General features: G+C 66.6%; 4 protein-coding genes. All 4 read right to left on the bottom strand.

Annotated elements, in window-relative coordinates:
* Positions 1-423: hypothetical protein (locus RI554_10585; protein MDR9392462.1), on the bottom strand; the 423-nt coding region annotated here is incomplete at its 3' end.
* Between the two features lie 1,031 nt (positions 424-1,454).
* Positions 1,455-2,246: a hypothetical protein gene (locus RI554_10580; protein MDR9392461.1), complete on the bottom strand. Its 792-nt coding sequence runs from the start codon at positions 2,244-2,246 to the stop codon at positions 1,455-1,457.
* Positions 2,247-2,368: 122 nt separating this feature from the next.
* On the bottom strand, positions 2,369-3,106 hold the full coding sequence (locus tag RI554_10575; GenBank protein ID MDR9392460.1) for a hypothetical protein: 738 nt from the start codon (positions 3,104-3,106) through the stop codon (positions 2,369-2,371).
* Positions 3,107-3,215: 109 nt separating this feature from the next.
* On the bottom strand, positions 3,216-3,884 hold the full coding sequence (locus RI554_10570) for a hypothetical protein (GenBank protein MDR9392459.1): 669 nt from the start codon (positions 3,882-3,884) through the stop codon (positions 3,216-3,218).
* Positions 3,885-4,428 lie beyond the last annotated feature (544 nt).

Here is a 4,428-nt window from a genome sequence, read left to right as displayed (position 1 = left end):
CTGCCGTCGGACGCGCGCGTACCCGTCCTCTTCGTCGTCGTCGTCGATGGACCAGCTCCGTTCGACGCGAAGCGCACCCGCCTCTCCCTGAAGCGAGAGGGACGCATCGCCCGTCGCTCGGGGCTCGAGGGGACCGAACCGCCGACCGAACGCGGCGTCGAGGGCGACGTCGGTCGTCCCGTCCACCCGCACGGCCACCGTCCCCCCCAGCGAGCGGTGGGTGGGGTGCAGCGTCGCGCCCACGCCAGCCGACCACGCGCCGGACGCGCGGGCGTCACGGAGCCGGACCCCGAGGCCGGCCTGTGCACGTCCGTCGTTCTGGTAGAGCGCCAGCGACACGCGGTTTCGACGGTCGACGGCCTGCCGAACCGGCAGGTCGATGCGTGCACCGAGCCCCCGCAGGTAGGTGGTTCGCGTCGCCATTCGCGTCGAGCCGGGGAGGTCGAGGGCCACGTCGATCGCACCGCGGTACCGCGCGGCGAAACGGGGGGTCCGTCGCCGTTCAGCGGCAGGCTCAACGAGCCCGATACGCGGGGGCGACCCGTGTCGCGTAAGGCGCCGGTGAACCTCGTGGCGAGGCTCGTCGGCATCGCCCTCTCGTCGAAGGTCCATCCACCGTTCGTGGCTTCCATTCGCATCGCCGCAGACGTCCGGACGGTCAACGGAATCGTGTGAAACGGGCCGCTGTCGCGGCGCTCGGGGCCGCGGGGGAGCACCGTGACGGGGGTTCGAATGCCGGCCAACCGCTCGCCGGAGTCGGGATGCTGAAGCACGACCCAGGTGCGATCGGTGCGGCGTCGCCCGTCGGGCGGCTCCGGGGTGACGCGCACCGTGACGCGTCCCGATGCGTTGGGCTCAAGCTCGAGAACGTCGGGGTCGACGCTCCGCCCCTGCTCGCGCACCCCGGTCCCGCCGACGACGAACGACGTGCGTACGTTGCCGCGGTTGTCGACGCGGACCACCACGTCGTACGGGCCGCGCACGGGGACGACGGGCGCCTCGACGATCTCGAGGGAGCCACCGACGACCTCCTCGACCTCGAAGGGAACGGACACGGCACGTACGTCCTCCGCGGAGGTGGTCAGCGTCAACTCCACCACGGCCGGACCAGGCGGGGCGCCGTCCACCACCTGAATGGGGACGACGAGGGCGCGCACCTCACCACCAGCGACGTTCAGTATCGTTCGTGGGGCGACCAGACGGACGAACGGTGGGTGCGAATACGCCACCTCGTACGTGCCATCGACACCCTCGGGCTGCTCGAGGACGATCCGCAACGCTTCGTGTTCGCCCGGAGCGACGACGGGAGGCGCGTCCGGCGATTGGACGCGTTGCGCCTGAGCGCCGGGGAGCACCAGCGAGGCAACGAGGAGAAGGAGAGCGTGGGCTCGTACCATGGCGGGGACCTGCAGCGGGCATGCGCGGCCAGCTACGGGCCGTGGGGTGGCCCAGGCTCACTCACCTTGGCCCTGACCCACGTCCAAATCGAAGCGCACGGCGTAGAGATCGTCGTCCTTCGTCTCGGCCAACAGCAGGATTTCGTACGCCCCAGGCTCGACGTCCGAGAGGTCGAAGCGCACGTCGCGGTCGTAGCCCGGATACAGTCGCGTTTCGGCGGGCGGCGTCGCGAACACCTGTTCACCGGTCGAGCGATCGAACACCTGCGCTTGCACGGCGACGCGCGTCGCTCGCTGGCCTTCCACGTGAAGCGAGGCGTCGATGAGGAGCTCGTCCGAGGAGGGATCCCGCGATGTCCCCGCCGCGACGTCACCGATGACGATGCGTTCGGCCGTTGGGTTGCCGACGTGTACGAGGACGGCGTAGGCGATCCTCGTGCGCGTCCGAACCTGAATGCCTTCGGTGGGTGCGGCCTCCTCCTGAAGGGGCCCCACGGGGGTGAACATGAGGGTGGACCACACGGTTCTGGCGTCCCGTGCATCCTCGGGGACCGACACCGTGAAGGTGAACAAGCGGTTTTCTCCGGGCGCCACGACGAACTCGTCGGCCTCGAGCGTGATCATGGAGGCAGCCGACGCGCTCAGCGTCCCCGCGGCGACGTACGGGGACGACGTGTTGGGGTCCCGATCGTACGGCGTGACACGCACGCGCTGTGGTTCGTCGCCACGGTTGAACACGGTCAACGTTCGGGTAACCTCGTCCCCAGGATTCAACTCGAGGGTCGCCGTGAGGTCTTCGACGATGCCGATGTTCGCGGAGGCCGATGTCGACAGGGCGAGGAACGCCACGATGCCGAGGAAGACCGTCCGCAGCGGACGGGTCCGACACCACCCTGGAAGGGTGGTGTCGGACTTCGAAACACCGTCGCGCGGGAGGGGGGCGACCGAGGACGGAGTCCGGGTCACTGCAACTACTGTCTCGGTGCAACGGTGAACTGCACGGTGACGCTCATGGCGTCGGTCGACTCGCTCGTGTCGTCGTTGCCGAAGCCGGCGTCGGGCCCGTCACCGCGTTGAGCGATGTAGTAACGGAACGCCTCGGTCCGTTGTCCCCCCGCCCCTTCATTCAAATCTTCGGTCGGCGTGCCGTTTCGCTCGAACACGAACGCGTCACCATCACCTTTCGAGTCGAGTCGCACGAGACCCACTCCTTGGGTCCGACCAGAATTACCGACGCTTGCACTCGCTGGGAAGAGGCTGGCAATCTCGCCGTTCGTGAGGTTGTTGAAGTCGTCCGCATCGGTCATCCCGGTCGGCCCAATGCCGAACTCGAGGTGGTTCTGATCGTCTTTCCACCATGCACTCAGATCGTTGTCCGTTGGAGAGTACGCAGCCCCGTTGACCTCGATGATTTCGGCGTACAGCTCGGTTGCGTCATTGGCGAAGGAATAGCTGATGGAGCCGGCATCCACCGACGCGAAGGTGTCCGCCCCCGCGATCGTCAATCCACCCACCTCTCCGGTGCCGATGGTCACGCTGTTCACGAACTGGTAGGTGACGTCTGCGGTGACGGTGTCGGATGCGGAGGTCACACGGTCCTCTGCATCCAGCTGCTGGCTCGTGACCGGCGTCGCTTGGGCGCCGACGACACCCAAGACCGACAGCGCGAGAGCCGCGGCAACGTAGTTCGTCAATCGACGGTGAATCATAGTTCCATATCCTTTCGGCGAGAATGGCATCGTCGAGTTCATCGCGACGCGCGCAACGAAACGGTCTTCATCCTCGACCCTTCCGCGCTAGACGAAACGCGGTAGCGGATCAGTTGCTCCCCGTAATCGTGAACACGAGATCGATCGCCAAGTCATCGAACGCCTCGCTCGGGCCGTTTCCGATCGTTTTTGCACCGAGCTTCAGGCTTTGCGCCGGTCCGCCCTCTTTGCGGTAGTTGTCGGATCCATCAAATCCGAGAAGGGGAGACGCGTCGCCCAAAACAACATCCCCTGCGTCAAGCACCTGCACCGACTGGACCGCCGAAAAATCGTCGGCCATCAACGCCTGGCAGTTCCCATCCGAGAAGGACGCCACGTCTTCACACAAGAAGAGTTGCATGCCGTCGACGTCGCCCGACCCATCGTCGTCACTCAAGAGATCCAGAAGTTGCTCGAGGCTTCGGCTGGTACCGCCACGCCTCGCGTCCACGATCTCCGCCGAAATCGAGCCCGACAGCGACCCGAACACGAAGTCGATCGACATGGCCTCATCGTCGACCACGCTCTCCAGCCCCGACTGAAGCGTCAAATCGACGTTGCCATTGCTCGGTGACACGTCGATCCGGTTCCCGGGCAAGAAGTTGATGTCGGCCACCGTCTGCGTGTCGCTGGCCGACGCCGTGGGCGTACCTTGAAGGTTGTCCTGCCCCAACGCAGTGCCGATCATCCCGCCGGCAACCGCGAGCGCAAGAGCAAGGGCCATCACTTCTTTTTTCACGAAAACGCCTCCTACTTCCGATGCACTGGACTTGTGGGTGTCAATCCCAGAATGCATCGTAGGGTGGCCCCGTTACGGCACCGTTAGGAGCGTCGTGAAGAGATGGCTGGGCCCGTAGCCGGCCCCGTTCTGCGCGCCCCACCGGAACGCGGACGGCGTCTCGACCGACCTCCGCGCACCCCGAAGCTTCCCTCCGCCCGGTCACGAGTGCGACACGGCGAACGCCAGGGAGTACGCACGGGCCAAATCTCGTTCCATCGGGAGACCCCCGTAGATTGCGCAGCTCGGCCACGGAGCGTTCGCTTGAGAACCCCCGCCCCCGGCCCCAAAACCGGTACGGGCCGGGACGAGGTGCCTGACCCGACCTCACGACCAGGAACGACCCACGGGTCGGGCTACGACGAGGCGCGGTCTCGGGACCCGGTAAACGCATAGCGCACCTCGGACCGGTACCCCTCCCCCCCCTCCAGCAACGCCCCGAACGGATGATCGAGGAACGCCGGGCCGGGGAAGCGTTGCGGTTCGAGGGCGACGCCGCCGTAGG

Source organism: Trueperaceae bacterium (assembly GCA_031581195.1).
In the GTDB taxonomy this organism is placed as follows: domain Bacteria; phylum Deinococcota; class Deinococci; order Deinococcales; family Trueperaceae; genus SLSQ01.
The sequence above is the reverse complement of the archived record's forward strand: the minus strand, read 5'-3'. Positions and strand labels throughout refer to the sequence as shown.